Origin of the sequence: Acinetobacter sp. BMW17 (assembly GCF_001592855.1) — a bacterium.
GTDB classification, from domain to species: domain Bacteria; phylum Pseudomonadota; class Gammaproteobacteria; order Pseudomonadales; family Moraxellaceae; genus Acinetobacter; species Acinetobacter johnsonii.
On the sequence record NZ_LSOD01000046.1, the window covers coordinates 1 to 21,348 of the forward strand.

18 protein-coding genes and 1 riboswitch are annotated in these 21,348 nt (G+C 40.4%); of the genes, 9 read left to right on the forward strand and 9 right to left on the reverse strand.

Annotated features, from left to right (window positions below; translation table 11 throughout):
• Window positions 1-222 precede the first annotated feature (222 nt).
• The 5 genes from AXW61_RS14555 to AXW61_RS14575 form a co-directional block, all read right to left on the reverse strand.
• Window positions 223-783: a transglycosylase SLT domain-containing protein gene (locus AXW61_RS14555; protein ID WP_062034875.1), complete on the reverse strand. Its 561-nt coding sequence runs from the start codon at window positions 781-783 to the stop codon at window positions 223-225.
• Between the two features lie 436 nt (window positions 784-1,219).
• Window positions 1,220-2,419, reverse strand: a complete 1,200-nt coding sequence (locus AXW61_RS14560; RefSeq protein ID WP_062034876.1) for an acyl-CoA dehydrogenase family protein — start codon at window positions 2,417-2,419, stop codon at window positions 1,220-1,222.
• A gap of 17 nt (window positions 2,420-2,436) precedes the next feature.
• On the reverse strand, window positions 2,437-3,723 hold the full coding sequence (locus tag AXW61_RS14565; RefSeq protein WP_171254091.1) for an acyl-CoA dehydrogenase family protein: 1,287 nt from the start codon (window positions 3,721-3,723) through the stop codon (window positions 2,437-2,439).
• Window positions 3,724-3,954: 231 nt separating this feature from the next.
• Window positions 3,955-5,328, reverse strand: a complete 1,374-nt coding sequence (locus tag AXW61_RS14570; RefSeq protein ID WP_062034878.1) for an AarF/ABC1/UbiB kinase family protein — start codon at window positions 5,326-5,328, stop codon at window positions 3,955-3,957.
• A 157-nt stretch (window positions 5,329-5,485) separates the two neighbouring features.
• Window positions 5,486-5,791 (reverse strand): hypothetical protein, encoded by a 306-nt coding sequence (locus AXW61_RS14575; protein WP_062034879.1) that lies wholly within the window; start codon window positions 5,789-5,791, stop codon window positions 5,486-5,488.
• A gap of 226 nt (window positions 5,792-6,017) precedes the next feature.
• On the opposite strand from AXW61_RS14575, the gene AXW61_RS14580 reads away from it, so the two are divergent.
• The 8 genes from AXW61_RS14580 (at window position 6,018) to AXW61_RS14615 (ending at window position 15,044) form a co-directional block, all read left to right on the forward strand.
• On the forward strand, window positions 6,018-6,407 hold the full coding sequence (locus tag AXW61_RS14580; RefSeq protein ID WP_240487477.1) for a lysozyme inhibitor LprI family protein: 390 nt from the start codon (window positions 6,018-6,020) through the stop codon (window positions 6,405-6,407).
• A gap of 105 nt (window positions 6,408-6,512) precedes the next feature.
• The gene (gene prmB, locus AXW61_RS14585) at window positions 6,513-7,523 is read left to right on the forward strand and encodes a 50S ribosomal protein L3 N(5)-glutamine methyltransferase (protein WP_062034915.1); all 1,011 of its coding nucleotides are present in this window, start codon (window positions 6,513-6,515) and stop codon (window positions 7,521-7,523) included.
• 15 nt (window positions 7,524-7,538) lie between these two features.
• Window positions 7,539-8,630, forward strand: coding sequence for a chorismate synthase (gene aroC, locus AXW61_RS14590; protein WP_062034880.1), 1,092 nt, complete (start codon window positions 7,539-7,541; stop codon window positions 8,628-8,630).
• A gap of 259 nt (window positions 8,631-8,889) precedes the next feature.
• The gene (locus tag AXW61_RS14595; protein ID WP_240487478.1) at window positions 8,890-9,693 is read left to right on the forward strand and encodes a hypothetical protein; all 804 of its coding nucleotides are present in this window, start codon (window positions 8,890-8,892) and stop codon (window positions 9,691-9,693) included.
• 245 nt (window positions 9,694-9,938) lie between these two features.
• Window positions 9,939-10,025: riboswitch (glycine riboswitch) on the forward strand.
• A gap of 132 nt (window positions 10,026-10,157) precedes the next feature.
• Window positions 10,158-11,402, forward strand: a complete 1,245-nt coding sequence (locus AXW61_RS14600) for a D-amino acid dehydrogenase (protein WP_062034881.1) — start codon at window positions 10,158-10,160, stop codon at window positions 11,400-11,402.
• 182 nt (window positions 11,403-11,584) lie between these two features.
• Window positions 11,585-11,812 (forward strand): hypothetical protein, encoded by a 228-nt coding sequence (locus AXW61_RS14605; protein WP_062034882.1) that lies wholly within the window; start codon window positions 11,585-11,587, stop codon window positions 11,810-11,812.
• A gap of 256 nt (window positions 11,813-12,068) precedes the next feature.
• Window positions 12,069-13,499: a diguanylate cyclase gene (locus AXW61_RS14610; RefSeq protein ID WP_062034883.1), complete on the forward strand. Its 1,431-nt coding sequence runs from the start codon at window positions 12,069-12,071 to the stop codon at window positions 13,497-13,499.
• Window positions 13,500-13,553: 54 nt separating this feature from the next.
• Window positions 13,554-15,044, forward strand: coding sequence for an amidase family protein (locus AXW61_RS14615; RefSeq protein WP_062034884.1), 1,491 nt, complete (start codon window positions 13,554-13,556; stop codon window positions 15,042-15,044).
• A 55-nt stretch (window positions 15,045-15,099) separates the two neighbouring features.
• Here the strand turns inward: AXW61_RS14615 and AXW61_RS14620 are convergent, their stop codons facing one another.
• The 4 genes from AXW61_RS14620 to AXW61_RS14635 form a co-directional block, all read right to left on the reverse strand.
• On the reverse strand, window positions 15,100-16,254 hold the full coding sequence (locus tag AXW61_RS14620; RefSeq protein ID WP_062034885.1) for an MFS transporter: 1,155 nt from the start codon (window positions 16,252-16,254) through the stop codon (window positions 15,100-15,102).
• Window positions 16,255-16,395: 141 nt separating this feature from the next.
• Complete coding sequence (locus AXW61_RS14625; RefSeq protein WP_062034886.1) at window positions 16,396-17,157, reverse strand: 3-oxoacyl-ACP reductase; 762 nt, start codon at window positions 17,155-17,157, stop codon at window positions 16,396-16,398.
• 172 nt (window positions 17,158-17,329) lie between these two features.
• Window positions 17,330-19,270, reverse strand: coding sequence for an alpha/beta hydrolase (locus tag AXW61_RS14630; protein ID WP_062034887.1), 1,941 nt, complete (start codon window positions 19,268-19,270; stop codon window positions 17,330-17,332).
• Between the two features lie 133 nt (window positions 19,271-19,403).
• Window positions 19,404-20,483, reverse strand: coding sequence for a putative zinc-binding metallopeptidase (locus AXW61_RS14635; protein ID WP_062034917.1), 1,080 nt, complete (start codon window positions 20,481-20,483; stop codon window positions 19,404-19,406).
• Between the two features lie 328 nt (window positions 20,484-20,811).
• Here AXW61_RS14635 and AXW61_RS14640 point away from each other — a divergent pair, with 328 nt between their 5' ends.
• Window positions 20,812-21,303, forward strand: coding sequence for a hypothetical protein (locus AXW61_RS14640; RefSeq protein ID WP_062034888.1), 492 nt, complete (start codon window positions 20,812-20,814; stop codon window positions 21,301-21,303).
• Window positions 21,304-21,348 lie beyond the last annotated feature (45 nt).

Consider the following 21,348-nt stretch of genomic DNA (forward strand, 5'->3'; position numbering starts at 1 on the left):
GATGGTAGTGTGGAGTTATCCATGTGAGAGTAAGTCATCGCCAGCTCATTAATTCAAATCCCCCTCCGCTAATCGCTGAGGGGGATTTTTTTATAGCTGAAAATATTAAATAATAAACGAAAAGCGAAATATTAAGAGGGAAAGAAGAGAATGAGCTATCTATAAGGGCCTAAATAGTAAAAAGCCAGCATTTGCTGGCTTTTATGTCTTATTTACAAGAGGTTATAGAGCATCTTTTAAGTTTTCTTGATGTACTTTAACCTGTTTGGCATATTTCTTTCCTTGACGCTTCATTTTCCAGCTTGAATGGTAGCCTGTTGGACCGACATTATAATAAGCTAAAGCTTTGGGCCAACTTTCTGCTTTTTGGTTGTAGTTGGCAAGAATATAGGTACCACAATTAATATTATTAATTTCTTCAAATAAATCGCCAGGGCAGGTTTGTTGCCAATAGCGTGGGATAACTTGAGTAAGTCCAATAGCACCAGCAGGGGAAACAGCATAATTTCTATAGCTAGACTCTTGTCTTATGACTGCTGCAACTAGTAATGGATCGACATTATAACGATCGGCACTTTGTACAATCATAGGTGCAATGCGTAGTGCTGTAGTTGGTTCAACAGCGTATGCCTTTTGAATGCCGTTGGCTAATTTTGCTGAACGCTTTTCTACGGAACCGCCACCAAGTGATGCACAACCAGTAAATATTAAAGTTGTTGTTAAAATTAAAACAGATTTAGCTTTAATATGAGATGTTGGCAAGTATCGTTGATAATTCAGCAAACTGTATATCCATTGGTATAATGTCTGAGAAGATCATATTGAGCTGCGCAATTACAGTCAAGTTGAGACAGAAGGTACTATTTTATGGTTTTGTTAAATCCGTACTTTATTTAAACGAAATAGAGGCGATTAATCGAAAGTCTAGATTTTATGCTTTGAATAGAGCCACTTGCAGAGAGAGTTTTGTCATATATAAAAAAATAGAATAGGCATATATAGAAAATTAAAGGCTTTTATCTAATATTAAATTTTCTCAATAAATCTAAGTTCTGTGATAGCGATACGTTTTTTGAAGCCCAACAAATAAGTTCAGCCGTTGTTAGATAGCATGAATTTAGTTCCAACGATTTCTTATTTTACATTACTTTTAATGTGAAGCCATGATCCTTTATTTAGAGAAACCATGGCTTCAACATGTCCGAATGGGACGTCTTTATTATTTCAATTCGCTCGATGACTTTCCTAATTCACGGCGTGCGATAATGAGCTGCTGAATTTGTTGCGTACCTTCAAAAATATCTAGAATTTTAGAATCTCTTGCCCATTTTTCCAAAAGCTCATCTTCGTTGTAGCCGACAGTTGAAGCAAGTTCGACGCACTTAAGGGTAATTTCATTACAAATTCGACCAGCTTTAGCTTTGGAGATGGAAGCTTCTTTTGAGTTCGGTTTCTTGTTATCTGCCATCCATGCGGCTTTTAAGGTGAGTAAACGTGCTGCTTCCCATTCGGCTTTCATACGATAAATTTGACTCGCAATATGAGTCGTTTGTAAGTATGGCGTTATATATTGAGGATCTAAGTAATCGCTGAAGATATCTTTAATTCGTTCTAGTGAGGCCTTGGCACAGCCTATAGCCATGGCTGCAACAAGCGGACGGGTATTATCAAAAGTTTCCATCACGCCAGCAAAGCCTTTAGCAATATCAATTTCGGCATTTCCCAGTAGGTTGTTGGCTGGTACTCGGCAGTCGACTAAACGAATAACTGCGGTATCAGAGGCTTTGATTCCTAGCTTATATTCTAAACGTTCTACTGTCATACCAGCAGTTCCTTTAGGAATCACAAAAGATTTGATCGCTGAACGACCTAATTTTTTATCCAGAGTTGCCCAAACGACGATAGCGTCGGCACGCTCTCCTGAAGTCACGAAAATCTTTTCACCGTTTAAGATGTAATCATCACCAACTTTTGTTGCCGTAGTACGAATAGCAGCAGAGTCCGAGCCACAGTTTGGTTCAGTGATTGCCATAGCTGCCCATGTATTTTTGAATCGCTCTAACTGCTCTTCATTGGCCACAGCTGCTATCGCTGAGTTCCCCAGCCCTTGACGAGGCATCGATAGGAGTAAAGCGGTATCTCCATAACACATTTCAATTACACTTAAAGCGGTAGAGAGATTCACTCCATTTTTATTGCCTTGTTCATTGGTGCCCCGCTTACCGACAGCAGCACCCGCGTTCATACCTTCACCACCCTCATTCATACCATCGACCAAAGATGCCAACATATCCAGTTCTTTCGGATAGCTGTGTTCAGCTTTATCGTATTTTCTAGAGATAGGACGAAGTACATTGATGGCCACTTGGTGGGCTTGATCAATCAGTAATTTAAATTTTTTAGGGTTTTGTAAATTCATGCCAGTTTTCCTTTTTATTATGCATGTAGACCAGAGTGAACAATCGCTGTTGCACGTAAATCACGATACCAACGCTCAACAGGATGTTCTTTGGTGAATCCGTGCCCACCTAAAATCTGTACACCATCGGTGCCAATTTTCATGGCTTTTTCGGCACAAAGTAAACGTGCTAAATAGGCTTCACGGTGAAATATCTGCCCAGATTCAGCTAGACTTGCGGCATTTAGAATGAGCATACGCATGGCATCAATTTCGATGGCCATATCGGCAATCATAAAAGCAACACTTTGACGATGTGAAATGGGTTCACCAAAGGCGGTGCGTTCATTGGCATATTCAATACAGTATTTTTTGACCGCTTCACATGTGCCAACCGCCATTGCACACCACATTAAATTGCCGAGGTCTAAAAATGCCGTGTAGTTGAAATCTTCATCACCTAAGCGTAAAGCAGGGGTTTGATTAAAAATTAAAGTTGCTGTTTCGGTTGCTTTGAGCCCCATAGCGGGTGATTTTTTAAACTCGATACTTTCATCGCGTCTGAGAATAAAAACTTCAGCTTGGCCATTAAGTTCAGCACTGACAAGGAAAATATCTGCATTTTCAGCCAATATTACCAGTGTCTTTTCGCCTTGAATAAAATACTGGCCAGCACGTGAAATGGCTTTGGTTTTTAACTGGTAAGGGTTAAAAGCAGGCGTAGCTTCTTGAATTGCAAAGCTAGCGCGAATGCTACTGTCTTGCGCAAAACTGTTCAAATATAAAGCTTGTACTTGCTCAGAACCCCATTGTGTAACGGCATTAATTACACTAAAGGTAGAGAGCATACCAGCGGCTAAACTAAAATCACCTTTGGCCAGATGCTCCGCAATAAGCACATTACTCAGAATATTTTTCTCAGCAGCGACACCACCGAGTGCCTCAGGCAAAGCATAAAAGTTCAGACCTAGCTCTTCGATATATTGCCAAAGTTCTGTTGGAAAAGTTTCATTTTGATCGGCACTTGCGGCTAATGGGTAAAGTATATGGGCGGCAAACTGTGACATGGTGTCGATGGTCATTTGCTGATCTTCTGAATAGCTCAGATCAAATAATGATTTTTCTTGATTGTTGAGCCGTTGTTTATGTAGATCTTTATTGGCTTTAAAGGCTTTTTGTGTTTTTGATAGAGTCTTATAGCCAGCTTTTGAGCCTTGATAAAGCGATTTCTCCATAAATTTTCTAAGTTTTAATTGGTCAAGTACGTCGCTACTTGCCATTTTTGTGATCAGTGATAAGCCAAATCCCTGCGCCTTATTTACCATATTTGTCATTATTTTCATCCAGCAGAATTATTCTGTGGTTTTATGCTGACATAGCGGCATACGAATAACTATGTCATGACTGACATGATGTATTGTCAAAGATAAACGGTAGGTGGTGTATTTTAAATTGTTCTAATAATTTGTTTTTAAAGTTTTTTATGGAATTGTTGGAAATTGAATTGATTGATCAATTGACCAAAATGACATTGCGTCATTTTGGTCAATGTACTTTTAGATAAATTTTTTCACCATTGCACGAACATTGGTTTTTGCTTCAATCACAGTCATAAAGGTATAAGCACCGATGAATTTACGGCTGATAAACATAAACTCTTTGGGTGGCACACTGAAATAGCGAGACGCCATCGACTTTGAGGCTTGTTGCATTACACGGCTATGAAGCTGACTGGCTTTCCAGTCATAAGCAAAGTGTTCATCCATAACACCAGCAGGTAAGTCTGGGTTGTTGCTTGGGTTGCTGAATGCTTCAGTTGCAAGTAAGAAGACCTTAGCCATATCGGGTTTAATGCTTTGAGGGATAGAGTCGAAAAACTCATAGCCTGTCATCGCTTGAACCATTTCTTCACTACTATGATTAAACCCAGCATGAATGAGCTTACGTGCTACACCGAGTAAGTGTTCATCAAACTGTCGGATTGCGCCAAAATCAAGCAGAACGATTTTGTCCAAGATGTCATTGCCATTACCTAAGCGAACGAGGTAATTACCAAAGTTCGGGTCGGTCTGCATTTCACCCCATTCAAAAATCTCGCGTACCGCAATTTCAAGTGATGCTTCACCAAGTTTGTTGCGACGTTCTTGTGGCAGAGACAGCATGACAGGACTGTTAATCGGCACGCCACGTTCAAATGTCATACACAATACTTGGTCTGTACAGTAGCCATCTATAATTTGTGGCACGATGTAGCGTGGGTCTTCTTTTAAGCGAGTAGCAAAGCGGCGTGTGGTTGCAGCCTCAATTTTATAATTGACTTCACGGTGCATCATCTCACGAACTTCATCGAACCATTGGTCGAACTCGCGTGTTTGCGGCACCATACGTGTCAGTTTAAGCATGTTTTTAAACAGGCTCATGTCTGAGTCAATGGCTTCAGCAACGCCTGGATATTGAATTTTCAATACCATCTCTAAACCATCAGACTTACGCGTTGCACGGTGGACCTGTGCCAGTGATGCAGTGCCCAGTGGCTCATGATCGATGGTCAAATCATCTAGTTTAGAACCCAACTGGCTGTGCAGTTGCTGTTTTATCGCAGGCCACGCTAAAGCGACTGTTTGATTATTTAAAGTATTTAAGGCTTGCGTGATTTCTTCAGGTAGAAAGTGTTCACCATAAAGTGCCATCATTTGGCCAATTTTGACGATAGAACCTTTAAGTTTGCCTATTTCAGAAACAAGATAATCGGCCTGTTCTTTAATTGCTTTTTTGCGTTTCTTTTCTTTTTCTTCTTCGCTAGAAAACATAGTTGTCGCATTAGAAGCAGCCCAACGTGTTCCAGCAAGCAACGAAGCTTTGGCAATCGATAAACGACGATCCATAGAGGAGGTTTTCAGTTGTTTAAGCTTATCGTTGTGATCTGACATAATTCAGTAAAATCCTTTCATCAGCAAGGGCAGCATTTTAGATTGTAACGGATAATATCGTGTATTCACGTATTAAAAAAGTTCAACTTGCTGAATCTCGAGTTAAAAAAGGCCATAAGTGTTAAGCAACCATCTAAATAAAGCCTAATCGGGATTGTTACATGCGAAATTTTACTTTAAGCGTATTTTTCTGAATCAATTCATCTTTATGCGTTTGTATGTGTTGGAGGATCATTTCTTGTACTGGTTGGTGCATAAATCCATGTGCATAACCTTTAACAATGATGATGCTCGGTAGGCTAAAAAAGAAGTATCGAGCATCTTCAAGGGTTGCACATTCATAGATCCCTTGCTGTTGCAACAGCTTCTGGAAATAGGCTTTTTCAGTGTCGACATGATTGTTTTCGGTGTCATTCCAATAGCGTTCACGCATCGCCATTAAATTGTTGTGTTTATAACTCATAAGTTTGGGGAATATTGGCAGAAGAACTCACTTTATAATAAGGCTGTTTGATCAGGTTTCAATGCAAAGCCTGTGAGTTCATGTAAAAAGCTGTGCAGTGGAAATTTTATAGAGGGCTAGTATGTTCATACAAAATAGGATGTTATATTAAAGCGCTACAGCACGTAGATGTTGTGAATGACTAGATTAAAAAATGAATGAAGAAAATTTGCTTTGGGGAAAGGAATTGAAACAAATATTTAGTGCGTTGCTTGTTGTGGGATTGTTCAGTGGTTCAGCCTATGCAATGGGCCCAACTAAAAAATATGAAGCATGCATGAAGCAAACTGGCAATGTGTTGAGTGAAATTGATGCATGCATGAGTAAAGAATATAAAGCACAAAAGAAACGCTTAAAGAAAGTATTTAAGCCGTATTTAGCCAAGGCTCCTGCAGAAGAGCAAGGACTGGTTAAACAGTCTCATCAGCAATGGCTGGCGCAGCGTGATCAGATTTGTAATAACAAACCTATCGTGAAAAATGAAAAGACTGAATTACAGCGTATTTCTTGTCTGATGCAAATGACGCAAACGCGTGCAGATATGTACGAAGCACGTACAGGCCGTATAAGCAAATAAGAGCAAAGCGTATGAAAATGTGTTTGCTGTGCATCAAAACATTATAAATCATAGAAAAACAGGGTATCATAAGGCGTTTTTATTATGACCTTGGAGACGCCTTTAGTGGATCGCCCGACTATTAGCCCTGAACATATACAGGAAGCCGCTGAAAACTTAAGCACAATTCGTGATTTTATCCGTTTTGGAGTGACAGCATTACGTCAATACGATGCACATTTAGGTCAAGGTACAGAAGACTATTTTGCTGAAAGCTCAGCTTTGGTTTTACAAACTTTATCTTTAGATTGGAATGCGGATGCTGAAATCTTAGAGTCGAAGCTACTACCAAGTGAAAAAGCAGAAGTTTTAAGCTTATTAGAACGTCGTATTAATGAAAAAGTACCGACTTCATATTTGCTTAATTTGGCATATTTTGATGGCAAACCATATTATGTCGACGAACGTGTACTGATTCCACGTTCACCGATTGCAGAATTGATTCAAAACCGTTTTGCACCTTATTGCTTAGGTGAAAATGGCCAAATGGGTGAGGCAGTCAATAACTTGCCAGAAAACTCAAATCCGAAAACGCCACAACGTATTTTAGATATGTGCACGGGTTCAGGTTGTATCGCGATTGCTTTGGCTTATGCGTACCCAGATGCCGAAGTAGATGCAACGGATATTTCTAAAGAAGCTTTAGAAGTGGCCCAAATTAACTCAGAACACCACGACAAACAGTATCAAGTGGCTTTACTTGAGTCTGACTTGTTTTCCAAAATTCCTGCTGAAAACCAATACGATCTCATTGTGTCAAATCCACCTTATGTGGATGCTGAAGATATGGCAGATTTACCTGAAGAATTCCACCATGAGCCAGAATTGGCACTGGCGGCAGGTCAAGATGGCTTAGATTTGGTTCGTAAAATGTTAGCTCAAGCGCCGGATTACTTAACTGAAGATGGTCTCATCGTGATTGAAGTGGGTAATTCTGAATGGGCAATGCGCCAAAACTTTAATACTGTTGATTTTTACTGGTTACAGTTCCAAAAAGGCGGTACAGGAATCTTTGCATTGACTGCGGCTCAATGCCGTCAATTCCGTGATTTATTCATTCAATCTGTTCAAGCATAAAAGGAGTCGTTAGACATGGCAGGTAATAGTATAGGGCAACTCTTCCGTGTAACGACTTGTGGTGAATCTCATGGTGTAGGCTTAATGGCGATTGTGGATGGTGTTCCACCGGGCCTCGAGCTTACAGCAGACGATTTACAAAAAGATTTAGACCGTCGTAAGCCAGGCACATCTAAATTTGCGACACAGCGCAAAGAACCTGATGAAGTTGAAATCATTTCAGGTGTGTTTGAAGGTAAAACGACTGGAACTTCAATTGGTTTACTCATTCGTAATACCGACCAAAAATCGAAAGACTACGGCAATATTGCACAGACTTTTCGCCCAGGGCATGCAGACTATACTTATACACAAAAGTACGGTTTTCGCGATTATCGTGGCGGTGGTCGTTCAAGTGCGCGTGAAACGGCTATGCGTGTGGCTGCGGGTGCAATTGCGAAAAAATACTTGGCTGAAAAGTTTGGTATTTTAATTCGTGGTCATGTGACCCAAATTGGAACTGAAGTTGCGGAAAAATTGGATTGGAATGAAGTACCTAATAATCCATTTTTCTGTGGCGATGTCGATGCCGTACCGCGTTTTGAAGCACTTGTGACTTCATTGCGTGAACAAGGTACCAGTTGCGGTGCAAAGCTTGAAATTTTGGCTGAAAAAGTGCCTGTAGGTTGGGGTGAGCCTGTTTTTGACCGTCTAGATGCTGACATTGCCCATGCCATGATGTCTATTAACGCGGTCAAAGGGATTGAGATTGGGGATGGTTTTGCCGTTGCGGGTCAGTTTGGACATGAAAGCCGTGATGAGTTAACCACTGATGGCTTCCTTGCGAACCATGCAGGGGGTATCTTAGGCGGTATTTCGAGTGGTCAAACTATTCGTGTTGCAATTGCGTTGAAACCAACAGCATCTATTACCACACCAGGTAAAACGATCAATATTAATCGTAAAGATACTGACGTATTAACCAAAGGTCGTCATGACCCTTGTGTGGGTGTGCGTGCGGCTCCGATTGCAGAAGCAATGCTTGCGATTGTTTTAATGGATCACTTTATGCGTCATCGTGCTCAAAATGCAGACGTCGTTGCACCATTTGCACCGATTGAATACTAGAAAATTCTCTTTATATTTAAGAGAGTACACATTAAAGTCAGACTTCGGTCTGACTTTTTTATTTGCGTATGAAAGCTAATCTTAAATGTAAGAAAAGAGCTGTTGGCATATTATGCACGTTATGGTTATCACGATACTCAGAAAACGGCATCTTACCTATTAAGTGCCAAAGTAGGCCAAACGTTGATGAATCTTCATTTGGTCTTACTGAGTAAGAAAATTTAGAGAGTTAATTTTTAAAAGAAAAAAGAAGGGGCATATGAATAAAAAAATTAGCACAGTCAGACGAGGCACCATTATATTTTTATCACTACTCACCGTTTTGGTTATTTCATTGTTGATATATGGCTACGACAGTATGCATGACCCTGAAAAAGTCAAAGCTCGCTTATATGCTTGTGGAAAATTTGGTGATCAGCACATGCTCATTGATAAGCAGTATTTACATTATGGAAGAGTGACTTATCAAGGCGTCAATTATTGGGGGAAAAATATTAAAAAAGAACACGAGGCTAAAGGCTGTGATGATCAAATTCAAAGTATTGCTTTGAAAGTGAAATGGCCTGAAATGACAACGTCGAGTGAAGGATTTAGACTAGGTTCTGAGTATAAAAATGATATCAAAATAGCATTAAGCCAACGCTCAGTTTGGAAAGAGGAGTGGGGAAGTAAAGACTTTTTTAATGAGTTTTTGATTTTAAAACAATACTTAAGGAAAGGAATGTCTTCTGGTGGAGAAGAGGTGAGTGAAGTATGGATAGATGAAACAAAAACATTTAATTCAGATTTGGGACTCTACGAAATAGAGGTAAAAAGTGATGATGGTGTTGGAAAAAAGGTGTATTGGCAGGAGCGTAAAGGTAAAGGGGTAAGCCTAACCATTAAGTGTCTTTATTTTAAGACTGGTGCAACAAGTTGTGAATTTAATACACATCAACCCAATTATGGGTTTAATACGAGTTATATCACTATAAGCTTTCACAGTGAGTTACTACCGCATTGGCAAGAAATTTATCAAAATGCAGAACAACTCATTCATTCTTTTAAGGTTGAGAAAAAATAAAATGAGACATCCGAAGAGTATAGACCGTACCCATGCTCAAAGATGTTTAGATGACCTTAGGATAGCGCTAATGTCCGACAGCACGTGTCCTCTTTTGAAGCAAAAAGATAGTCATGTAAGCCAGTATAGTGCAAAGTTTGTCTTAAGCTGAGGTTGTGCGTTATAAAAATAAACGAAAGATAATACTTTAAGAGCAGTTTCCAACCGGATGATTACATGGTATATAAATTGCTCATAGAATAATAAGCATTATTGCAGGAGAGAAATGTTCTGCATTCGCCGAAGGAGCAACGACCCCGGAAACTCTCAGGCAAAAGGACTGTAATAATGAAAAAACTCTGGAGAGAAGTGTTCAATCACTCACCGAAGGGGATGGTTTAAAACGTCATTGGATGTTTTAGATCGAAGCTCTCAGGTACACATGACAGATGGGGTTGACATCAAACAATAAAAAGGAGGTGTCTATGTGTCATGTCGTTGTCATTGGTGCTGGAATTACAGGCGTCACAACTGCATATGAATTAAGCTTACTTGGTTATCAAGTGACCGTTGTTGATCGTCATTTATTTCCTGCGATGGAAACTTCTTTTGCAAATGGTGGACAACTGTCTGCATGTAATGCGGAAGTTTGGAACCAAAAATCGACAGTGCTGAAAGGCATGAAATGGATGTCTCAAAAATCTGCCCCTTTATTGCTCAATCCTGCATTTAGTGTGCATAAATATGCATGGCTAATGGAATTTCTGGGCAATATTAAACATTATGAGGCCAATACCCACGAAACAGTACGTTTGGCTTTATTGGCTCGTCAACGCTTGTTCGAAATTGCGGATAAAGAGTTAATCGATTTCAATTTAGAAAAACGTGGTATTTTGCATTTTTATCATAATAAACAAGATTATGACGTTGCCATTCGAGTCAATGATTTACTCAATAAAGGTGGCCTTGAACGTTCTGGCGTGTCCAACGAAGAAATTAAGCAAATTGAGCCGACATTGACCGGCGACTATTATGCTGGATTCTATTGTGAAGGTGATGCGACGGGTGATATTCATAAGTACACCACAGGTTTGGCGGAAGTCACCAAAAAGTTAGGTGTGAAGTATCGTTTTGGTATGGATGTGACAGATATCGAACATTTAACTTCAGGTGTTGAAGTAAAGTTACAGCCAAGTTCAGAGAATGTTGAACTGCTTCCAAATGAAGTGGAAATGTTGGCTGCCGATGCTGTTGTGGTGTGTGCAGGGGTGGGTAGCTATCAATTGGCTGAATTGGTCCAAGAACGCGTCAATGTTTATCCTGTAAAGGGATATTCGATTACGGTGATGTTAAATGACGAAGAAAGCCAGCAAAATGCGCCGTGGGTGAGTTTGCTGGATGAAAGTGCGAAAATTGTAACTTCACGTTTAGGTAAAGATCGTTTCCGTGTCGCTGGAACTGCTGAGTTTAATGGCTATAACCGTGATATCCGTGCTGACCGCATTCAACCTCTGGTTGACTGGACCAATCGTAACTTTAAAGTTTCGACAGAGCATGCGGTCCCTTGGGCAGGTCTTCGTCCTATGATGCCGAATATGATGCCTGTAGTACGCCGTGGAAAGTTAGAGCGTGTGTTCTTTAATACAGGACATGGGCACTTAGGTTGGACGCTATCTGCGGCAACCGCAGCAATGATTAGTCAGGAAGTCGCGACAGCGTATCCTGTTTAATTCGAGTGCATTCTTGGATAGATAAAAACAAGCTTGCTTTGAGCTTGTTTTTATCATTTTTGTGCAATGATGTTATAATTCTGCCTTAATTTCAAAAGATTGCTCACAAACGAATACTTTAAACTTGAGCAAAAATAAGTAGTATTGTTTCAAGCAATTGATGACTAATGTGAAGGTGCATAATGATTAACATGAAAATGGCTTTGGTGGTTTTAGCTTCTGCAACAATGCTGTCGCTTGCTGCGTGTAGTGACAAAAAACAAGAGACTGAACAAACACCAGTGGAAAGTTCAGCAACTGAGACACCAGTGACCAATATTGAAGTTAGTCCAGAGATGATTGATGCTGCACCTTTAGAGTCTGAAGAAGCAGATGCATCAGCACCAGCGGCAGCGTCTGAAGCAAAATAAGTCCAGAGATAAAAAAAGCCTTCCGATGTGGAGGCTTTTTTTAATGGGTGAGAGTGATATCAGCATTTAATCGTAAATATCTAGATTCAGGATATAAATCAAAAAATTATATTGAAACCATAACGAACAATCGATAGAGTTTATTTAGTAAATATTGTCAATCTGTAATACTTTTCATTAATGCATCCTTCGCAAGCAAATAGACAGTAGAAAACATGATGTTTAATCATAACTCATGTAAAAATAAGGAAATATTTTGTACGCAGTTAAGCTCACAAAAGTCTCGTTGAATTTTAAACAGCATGGCCGAGCATTTTTGATTGTTGCTACGGTGATTTTTGTCTGCTGTTTGCTTGGGATATTCACTCGACCGATTGCATATTTCGCTTATTTTTGGCCAGCTAATGCCGTACTGATCGGCTTATTTTTAAGGTTTAAGCGACTCAGAAATGTTGGTGGCTGGTTGGGCGCATTTATTGGTTATATGTCGGCAGACTTAGTCACTGGGAATCATCTTGAGCTGACTTTGGCTTTAACAATCGCCAATTTTATGACGGTAGGCGTGTCTTTATTCTTTATCCATTATTTACAAATTGACTATCGTGCATATAACAAAGGCTTAAATTTTCTTTATCTTTTCTTGGTTTGTGTTTTTCTTGGGTGCTTTTCCAGCGCGATATTTGCCGTTGCGGTCGTTCCGTATATGCCACACACCTTTATGAGCACGCAAGACCTTTGGGCTGAGTTTTATATTTGGTGGACGGGGGAAGTTCTCAATTGTATTTCACTTTTACCCCTCATGTTGACCTTTCCTGCAGCGAAGAAATTAAAGTATCTTTGGAATAACCGTAGACAGTGTGAAACCCAGTTTGTCGATGTTTTACCCTTACTCTCAGTTTTAATTTCTGTGGCATGTACTCATCTGTTCTTTGGTCCTGGTGCCTTACTTTTCCCTCTAGCAGGGCTCATTTGGGCGGCTTTAAGTTACAACTTATTTTATGTGAGTATCATTAACAGTTTGGTTTGTTTTGTGACGTATCATAGTTTAACGACTTATTATATTTCACGTACAGCAGATAACTTCTTGGCCACTTCTATTTCGGTGCGTATAGGGCTGTGCATGTTGATGATTGCACCTTTGCTTTTATGTATTGTGAGTCGTAATCGTCATGATCTATATAAAGAAGTACTTTATCTGGCCAACCACGATCCCTTAACTCATGTGGGAAATCGCCGTTTTTTCTTCACTCAAACTGAAAATTTATTGAAGGAAAATTTGGTTAAATCGATGAGTATCATTGTGCTAGATATTGATCATTTCAAGAAAATGAACGATCAATATGGTCATTATATTGGTGATGTATTACTACAAAGCTTTGCCACGACGGTTAAAAGTAATTTGCGTGAACAGGATCTATTTGCGCGTATGGGCGGTGAAGAATTTGTGGTGGTATTAAATAATACCACTGAAATTGAATCGCAAATCATCGCAGAACGTATCTGTCGTGCTGTCGCTACTTCAAAAACCCAAGTGGCGCATGCGGTTTTGAGTATGACGGTGAGTCTTGGTATGGTGCATCAAGTTTTACCAACTCACAATAGTCTACAGAGCTTGTTAAATCGTGCTGATCGGGCGTTATATCAAGCCAAAACTTTAGGACGCAACCAAGTACAACTTGCCTCATAGGTTAAAATTTAGTAAAAGTATAAAACAATAAAAACTATAGATACTTGGATAAAAATGAATTTTTCTGAATACCTTCGTTATGATGGGCTGGGTTTGGCTGAGTTGGTTGCACAAAAACAAATCCATCCTGCTGAATTATTACAAATTGCAATTGAGCGTAGTCAGCAAACCAATCCTGCTTTAAATGCGATTATTATTCCGATGCATGATTATGCCAAGAACAGAGCGCAAAATGCATTGTCTGGCCCATTTGCTGGAGTGCCATTTTTAGTAAAAGATTTATTTCAAGAATATGCAGGTTATCCAACCTCTTATGGATGCCAAGCATTTAAACGTACGAGCCATATTGCAGAACATAATGCAGAAATTGTAAACCGTTGGGAAAACACAGGCATTTTAACTTTTGGCCGTACCAATACTCCTGAGTTTGGAATCAAGGGCATTACAGAATCAGATGCTTGGGGAGCCTGTCATAATCCTTGGAATTTAAAACATAACAGTGGTGGTTCATCGGGTGGTTCCGCTTCTGCGGTGGCCGCAGGAATTGTTCCGATTGCGGGTGCGGGCGATGGCGGCGGGTCGATTCGAATTCCTGCATCGTATTGCGGTTTATTTGGTTTAAAACCAAGTCGTGGACGTACGCCGTGGGGCCCAGACATGAGTGAAGCAATGCACGGCGCCGCGATACAGCATGTATTGAGTAAAAGTGTAAGAGACAGTGCAGCCATGTTAGATGCAACGCAGGGTGCAGAGCATAGCTCATTGTTTAAAATTGAACTACCCAGCCAAAGCTATTTGGCCTGTCTACAGCAGCCTGTAAAAAAACTTAAAATTGCATTTAGTACTCAATCGCCTATTGGAACCCCAGTGTCTAAAGATGCAATTGATGCTGTACACCATACCGCACGTTTGTTGGAGTCTTTAGGGCATACAGTGGTCGAAGCACAACCTGAGATAGATGGTATGTCTTTGGCCAGAGACTTTATCACGACGTGGTTTAGTCAGTTTTCTTATATGCTAGAGCAGATCAAGCAACACGTTCCGACCAAAGCAGGAGACTTTGAGCTGGATTCTTTAGCTTTGGCTGCCTTTGGTGCCAAAACGACTGCGTTAGAATATATTCATAATCTGAATAATTGGGGAGTGTATGTCACCAAAATGAACCAATTCTTTTATCATTATGATCTTTATCTGACTCCTGCTACAGCTTCAGTCGCGCCCAAAAATGGGCAAATTTCTACCCCATCATGGCAAAAACCAATTTTAAAAAGCTTACTAAAAGTCGGCAAAGCACATTTGCTGGCACAAGGAAAACTGGTCGATAAAATTGTGAAAGATAATTTGCGTTGGGTGCCTTTTACCCAGTTAGCCAATATCACAGGCTTACCCGCGATGTCTGTACCTTTGTATTGGAATGCTGATAATCTTCCGCTTGGTTCACAGTTTATTGCACCTTTTGCCCGTGAAGATCTGTTATTACAGTTGGCTAGTCAGCTTGAACAAGCCCAGCCATGGTGTCATAAATATAGTGAAATCAAGGTTTAGAAAGCTGATTAATTAAATTGTTGTAGTTTATGCGTACAGATCAGAAGAGGGCTTTTTAAGCTTGAACCTCTTTGGGTAAGTACCTAACAAAACCTAAGCCCAGTAGCACAGCACAACCTGCCAGAATAAAAATATGTTCGCCTGACAGGCTGTGCCAATAATGTCCTGCAAGAATACTTCCAGACGCTACACCCAGTCCCCACATAGTGCTATATAAGGCTTGACCACGTCCTTGTTGTCCTAAACTAAAGTTTTGGAAAATGATACGCATGGCGATGAGATGAAATAGGCCAAAGCTAAAGGCATGGATGGTTTGTGAGAAGAACTGGATCGCGAAAATTTGTGGAAAAGAACCCACCATAAACCAGCGTAGCGCCGTGAGGATCAGACAAATAGACACCATGAGTCGCCATGAAAAACGTTTGAAAAAAATGTGAGCAATGGCAAACATAATGATTTCTGACATGACACCGACAGCCCACAAAAAACCAATTTCTGTGGTTGAGTAACCGGCTTGTTTTAAGAAGTTGCTATAAAAACTATAAAAGGGCGCATGTGAAAAAAGCAGAATAAACTCGATACTGAAAAATGCGGCTACAACGGGTTTTTTTAAAATAGGTAACAATGGCTCGAGCTGCCCTTGTGAATTGGGGGCAGTGGTCGGTTCTTTGATGCTAAATGACCAAATAAAGGCCAAAAAAGAAATACACAGCAATAAAACTGGCAGCATAGAGATGGGTAAAATTTCTAATAAGGCTCCGATACCAAAAACCCCGACAATAAAACCGACAGAGCCCCATTTTCGAACCTTTCCATACAACGCACTGCGTTGTTCCGCGAGCCAAAATAGCGTAACGCCTTCAAACTGAGCCAGAATGGCGTTTTGGAAGAAGCTAAAGATCAGCATGAGCAGGGCGATCGCCTGAAAGGAGTTTGGAATGATAAAAATCATGAACCAAATACAGGCTTCCATCCACGTTGCGACTCTGACCAAGAGCATCCGTTTCCCTGATTTATCTGCAATCCAGCCCCAAATAAAAGGAGCAAAAAAACGGGTAATGATCGCAATTGATGACAGGATACCGATTTCACTGTAGTTAAAGCCTTGATCTTCGAGATACAGGCTCCAAAACGGCATGAAGGTGCCCACAATGGAATAATAGAAAAAGTAAAAACCAGCCAGTCGGTGCCGAATGGGGAAAGAAAGCATCGTACTGTGTTCCTTGGTTGGGTGGGCAGATTCTTAAAAAGACTTGAACCTAAAACAAAGCTTCAAGTCGATGAAGCTTCGAGAATTTTAAACATAGATTGTTTAAATCATGCTTATTCAGAGTTCAGGGATTAAAGCTCATTAGCCTTTGACTAAACCACCATCCACAATCAAGTTTTGACCTGTCACAGCACAAGAATATGGCGATAAGAACATTAAAATGGCTGAAGCAAATTCCTCAGGTGTAACTACACGACGCAGTGGTGTTGCACTCGCGATGTAATCAAAAACTTCATTGGGTGTACTTTTGCTAGCATCAGTGGTTTGCAGTAAACCGCCAGAAAGCATATTGATATTAATGCCATATTGGCCAAGTTCATGTGCAGAGGTACGCGTAAATGCCAACAGTGCTGCCTTCGCCGTGGTGTAGTCATGATAAGGCACCACAGGGTTCTGTACCAGATTGGTTCCGATGTTTACAATGCGCCCAAACTGACCTTGTTTCATACCTTCAAGTGCCGCTTGGGTAGTATTCAAAGCAGCTTTAACTGCACCTTCAAATTGTTGTTGCATGGTTTCCCAGCGTAGCTCATGAACTTTTGGGCGGGCCTCACCATTAAACTCGAACTGAATCAGCGCATTATTAACTACGGCGTTGATATGCTGTCCAAAATGCTGAAAGCTTGCATCAAACATACTTTTGACTTGTGCACTGTCTGTAACATCAGCTTGGTAGATAAAAACCTGCTTTGGATACTGCTGAACTAAGGTTTGCGCTGCTACTTGGCTGTTCAAATAGTTCACGACTACACGAGCACCCTCATTGATTAAGGCGTGTGTAATCGCAAGACCTAAACCACGTGCGCCACCTGTGACCAGTACAACTTGATTTTTAATGTGCATGATGTTTCCGAGCAGATAAATGCATGTATTTTTTAGATAAAGCAAGTATATCAAAACCTTTCCATGCACTAGGTCTTAAAACTGCTGCTTTTCAAGTTTTCGATGCTCATTTAGCTGGGTTAGAGTATTCGGATAAAAATCTCCAAGTAGTAAACATTTTTAGTACTGTTGATCATTGAGCCTGAGTTTGCTCAAGATGTAGCCTCAAAATACGGCGCAACTCTAATAATGTTTCTGCTTCCTCATGCACCGAATGGTTGCCTTTAATAATTTTTTCAGAGACTGCTTGTTCTAAATGTGAACTGGAATAGGGCACAATACCATCGCTCATATCATGTATGTCATGGGTCTGGCGGTGATTGCCAATAATAGAATGATAAGGAACTGTGGATACCGGCATGATGTTACTGGTCAAAGCCATAAAGCGCGACTTTGGACTTAAGTCATCTGGGCCTGATTGCACCATGCCTTTGGTGCTAGAGCTACCATTGAGCTGTATATCCACTTGGTTAAAGAAAGTGATCGGCAACTTCACCATTTTCTTCACCAATTCCATGTACCAGCGATCAGCCAGTTCACTGCCACGGTGAGGCGCGGCAATAAAAATTGCATGTCCAATGGGTAAATCAGAGTGAAATTGAAAACGTTCTTTGATTACGGGGTATTGTTGTAATCGGTTGTATTGCTCATAGTTTAACAGTGGAATCACTTGCTCAGAAATATCGTGCTCACTAATCAGTAAGCGACTAATAACGCCGCCCATACTATGTCCAATCAGCACGGCGTTACTGGCTGAGCGAGAGTTAGGTTGAACTTGTGCAAAGGCTTGTTTAAGTAGTGCATGAATCTGATAGCGGCTTTCAACAATCGGCATATTGGTTGAATAAAACACTTGCCATACCTGAAAGTTTTCTCGTAAAACTTTATCCCCCAAAATGTTATTGGTCAGATTGACCCAAGTTTCAGGGCTGCTGGCGAGACCATGAATAAGTACAATCACTTTTTTATTCGGTTGGTAGGGTTCAAGCATATAGACATGTGGCATACGCAATCGCTCAGTTTTATCGAGCAAGGTTAAGTAGCCTGTAGAGCCCAGTTTATTTTCTGCCAGCCAGTAGGCAAAAGGCACAGAATAATTCGCCGTGAGAATGTATTTTTGTTGATGTATGTCTACATACTTTTGCGTATAAGGATTAAATAGCTCAATCTCAAAAATGGCTTTGCCATTAAGCACATCTTCAATGCTGCTTTCAGGGTTTAATGGCTGTGCCGCTGCGGTTACGGACAAATAGCGTGCAGGATGGATATTGGGATTGGTTTGATTTTGATAAAACGATATCGGGTCAAGGATAAAATCATTTTTATGAATAGGATCCGCTTCAGCCACAACCACGAACTCTGCGCCCAGACCATCTTGACGGTTGACTTGATAAAAACCCGAGAAGTTTAAATTATAACTGGATTGAATTCGGTCAATGGTTTTACTTTTCAGTTCAGGATAGTGTTCTAAATTTACAATATATTGACGTTGTTGGACGTTGAGTTGCGCGGGAACTTGATGAAAAGGCTGTATATGGTACGCCGTGGTAATTAAACGCGACAAAGCGACATTGTAAAAAGTGCGGACATGCATTTGTCTTTGATCAAAAACACGGGTACTTGGGCTTTCTTGCATTTTAAATAAATACACATAGCTATAGCGTAAACTTTGGTCGAAGGCATTAAGGCTCTGTTCTAAGCAGTGATTATTTTCACTATGTGGCTGTGCGTGGGTACAGTTGCGTTGTTTTGAGAGCTCTAAAGCTTGAGCCAAATACAGTTCACTTAAAGCGGCATAACGCTCATCTACTGCAATATCCGTTTGTGTGTTTAAGCGTTGCAAACATGTTTCAAATTCAGCGGTGCATTGCTGTGGCGTCAGGCTGAGTAATTTGAGTAAGCTGGTGGTTTCCGCACTCAATTGGTCGTGGGTTAAGATATTTTCGGACTTGCTACGAATAGCCTGATGGATATTTTTTTCTTTAACTTTGACCAACTGGCAGGCCGGCAGTAAAACAATCGTTAGCCCTAAAATGATTGGTCGCGTGAAAGTATGATGTCTCGTTAAAAGCATAGTTTTTAGCACGGACGTTATCTATATAGGCTAAAGATGTCTTTCATTTTAAGATAATTTCTAACGAGTTACATCCAAATTCGGTCCGATCTTTTGTGTCCCTAGACATAACTTAACAACGCTTATATTCAGCTCAAGCAATTTGGCGAGCAAAGGCTTTGCCCAAAACATGTTTATGTATAAATCGTAATTTATCGAGAACTGGCCCTGATAGCGTAAATGGATAAGCATCTTCTAAACCCATACTGCGATTTAACGCATTTAAGTTAAAAGTCAGTGTCATCCATTGTTTGAGGAGTAAATCAAAATTTTGAGCGCCGATTGGATTTTCATAAAAGCTTAAGTCATGCGTATCTTTTCGATTATTGCGCACGATTAAACCTGCATAGTAAGCGGTTTCCAATGTGTCCATCATGTGTAAATAGTGTGCCCACGTTTCTGCCCAGTCTTCCCAAGGGTGTGTGCTGGCATAAGGGCTGACATAAAACTTGTCCCAGTTTTGCGGTGCGCCATCTTCATAGTGGCGTTGTAGTGCTGCGTTATAATCTTGACGCTCATCTCCAAAATACTGACGAAACTCGTCGACCAGCTCAGGATGTAGCGATTTAATGAGGTCAAAATAATAATGACCACTTTCATGACGGAAATGCCCCAAAAGCGTACGGTAGTTTTCACCCATTTTAATACGGGTCGTTTCTCTATAGATGACATCTGCTTCACTAGCATTGAGTGTAATGACACCATTAGCATGTCCTGTCAGCACAGGGTGCTCTGGTTCAGGCATGAGAAAATTAAAACGGAGTCCGTAGCGATCATCATCGTTATATTTGGGCCTTGGCATAATATTCAGGCGTTGCATTAAATACAGAAAACGCCGTTTAGCATGTTCGAGCCGTGACCAATAGACGATATGATCAGGGTTGTCGAGAGTAGGAATGGTATATGTGAGTACACAAGACTCACAGTAGATGTCGTTGCTCTCTGCGGGAATAACCCAATTACAGACTTGATGATGCTGATAGTTATAACAAGGCTTATAGCGCTTCGTCTGGTATTTTTCATTTAGCGCTAACCAAAGAACAGGGCTATGCTGTTCAAAGCTCCCCATATCTTTTTCCGATGCAATATAACCGAGTGTAGTTTGGCAGCTCACACATTGTGAGTTGGCAAAAAAGACTTGGTTTTGACAGGATGCGCAACTAAAGAATTTCATCGGCGGCTGTGTCTTTGGTGAGCTTTTAGAACCAGTATAAAGGATGTCGGTTCCCTTCGTCATGTTCTGTCATCTGTTTTGATAGGCTTGCAAAGTTGAGTATTCATTGAGAGCATATTAGAAAGAATACATGTGCTTGGTTAGTAGCGAGCTTTTCAGCAGGTTCTTTTCTTTCATATTTGTATAAAGAGATACAAATTTCAAAATTTATATCCTGAATGAACGAAAAAGCTTGATTTAGGTGCAGATTCGTCAAAATAGGGACTGGGAAAAATCAAAGCTTCATTTTAGAATTTCAAAGCCTTTTAAGTTTCTGGGAGTAAATATAATGATAACGAACGTATCGCCAAAAAAATGGCTACTCATGAGTTTGGGGGCGATGTTGCTTTCAGGTTGTGCAACAACCTCTACAGACCCGAGTCGTCAAAATGTGGGGACCACAGGTTTACTCATTTGTGCGCAGAATGAGCTTTGTCCAGTGGTCACTGTGAGCTGGAATGAATCCAACAAAGAGCTGCTTAAGTTAAAAATGCATTTGAGCAGTACTTACAATAAATACGATATTCAAAAGGTCGTGTTTACCAATGGACAAAAAAGCCAAACTTTTGCTGTCACTGGGCCAACCGAGCATGATCATGTTTTAGGCACTAACCGTTCGACCAATTATATTTTAGCGCCTGTAAATTTGATGAGTAGCTTAAAAGGTACAAATTCGATCAAAATGAATATTTATACAGATCAAGGTATTATCTCTCGATATGTGTATAAAGATGGCGCCTCAGCTCCAATTTTGGGTGAGTTCCAAAAAGTTTATCAATAAAAGAAAAAATCGCCATCTGGCGATTTTTTTTGCGTATAAGTCAGA